Source organism: Kitasatospora putterlickiae (assembly GCF_039527695.1).
GTDB classification, from domain to species: Bacteria; Actinomycetota; Actinomycetes; order Streptomycetales; family Streptomycetaceae; genus Kitasatospora; species Kitasatospora putterlickiae.
Genome location: NZ_BAAAKJ010000051.1, coordinates 3116 through 4630, shown reverse-complemented (window position 1 = coordinate 4630; position 1515 = coordinate 3116). Strand labels below are relative to the sequence as shown.

Sequence of the window (1515 nt, the reverse complement as noted above, 5' to 3'; positions counted from 1 at the left end):
GACACGCCGGCGGCCACATCCACGAACGACTCCGGTTCCGGGTACTCGTCGCCGGCCGCCGTGTGGAACGCCCGCACCCGGTACGGCGAGGCGTCGCGCCACTCCAGGAGGAAGGCGATCCGCCGGAGCGCTTCGACCGGATCCATGCCTCCAGTGTTCGCCCGTCCCGGGCGGGGGGCGACGGCGGGAGCGGGCGGCGGCGGGAATGCCCGGGCCGGGGCTCGCGTTGGAGGCGGATGAAAACGACTTCCATCCCCGGTGGCGGGTTCCGGCCCGCCGCCGCACGACCCCGGAAGGACACCCCGATGAGCCGTAGCGAACTGCGCCCGGTGATCAGGCTCCGCTCCACGGCGGGCACCGGATACACCTATGTGACCCGCAAGAACCGCCGCACCGACGCCGACCGGATGGTGCTGCGCAAGTACGACCCGGTCGCCGGCCGGCACGTCGACTTCCGCGAAGAGCGCTGACCGGCCCCCTCGCGGCGGTGGCTCTGGCGGCGCGGCCGCGGCGCGGGTCATCATGGCGCCCATGGTGCGACCGAGGGAGACAGTCGACTGCGGGGACTTCACGCTGCGCCGCTGGCGAGGACAGGAGGACCTCGCCGCGGCGACGGCGCTGATCGAGGAGTCGCGGGAACACCTGCGGCCCTGGGAGACCTGGATCATCGGGCACGACGAGGAGTCGACCCGGGGGTTCCTCACGCGCTCCGCCGCGCGATGGGAGGCGGGCGAGGTGTTCAACTACGCCGTCGTCGCCGGGGACGGGGCGCTGCTCGGGATGTGCCAGGCCTACCTCGGGGTCGATCCCCGGGGGCCGCGGCTGGGGTACTGGCTGCACCCGGCCGCCACCGGCCGGGGGATCGCGACCCGGGCGGCGGCCGCTCTGGCCGCCGAGATGTTCACGCTGCCGGACGTCCGGTACGTGGAGATCGCGCACGACCTGGCCAACACCGCCAGCGCCGCCGTCCCGCGCCGACTGGGGTTCGCCGAGGTCCGGCGCGGGCCGCTCGCGGGGCCCGCCGCCCCGGCGGGCAGCGGGATCGAGGTGGTCTGGCGCCTGGAGCGGCCCCCGGCGAACTCCTGAGTCCTGTCACCGGCGAGCCGGTCCCGCAGGGCGCGTTCGGCCGGAGGTGGAGCCCGACCCGCCGATGGTTACCGGCGGCTCGGAAAACGCGGAACCCCAGGAAACTGGGATACCGGAGATCCGCCGGACACGAGCAGACTGAGGCCGCACGGGCCACAACCACCAATGGCGTCCGCCCCCGGTCGACCTTGGAGTGGCCCGTGCGATCCCCCCGGCGCCGGGCACGCCCGGTCGGCACCGCCACCCCGGCGCTGCCGGGTGCGCGGTCAGACGTGCGGGACGGTCGGGCCGCCGCTTGCGCGGCCGGCGCCGAGAGGGGCGAGGACGGTGGTGGCCGCCGCCAGGGATTCGGCGAGGCGGGCGGCGGTGCGGCTCGCCTCGTAGAGCTGCTCGCGGGCGTCGCGGGCGGTCCGGGCGGCCGTGAACGCC

At 75.5% G+C, this 1515-nt stretch carries 2 protein-coding genes; both read left to right on the top strand.

The features are described 5' to 3' along the window. Positions 1–305: 305 nt before the first annotated feature. Positions 306–470 carry a 50S ribosomal protein L33 gene (rpmG, locus tag ABD308_RS05985; RefSeq protein WP_344328093.1) on the top strand — a complete coding sequence of 55 codons (165 nt, stop codon included), beginning with the start codon at positions 306–308 and terminating at the stop codon, positions 468–470. A gap of 61 nt (positions 471–531) precedes the next feature. Further along, a complete protein-coding gene (locus tag ABD308_RS05980; protein WP_344328085.1) occupies positions 532–1086 on the top strand; it encodes a GNAT family N-acetyltransferase in 555 nt (184 codons plus the stop codon). Positions 1087–1515: the final 429 nt, after the last annotated feature.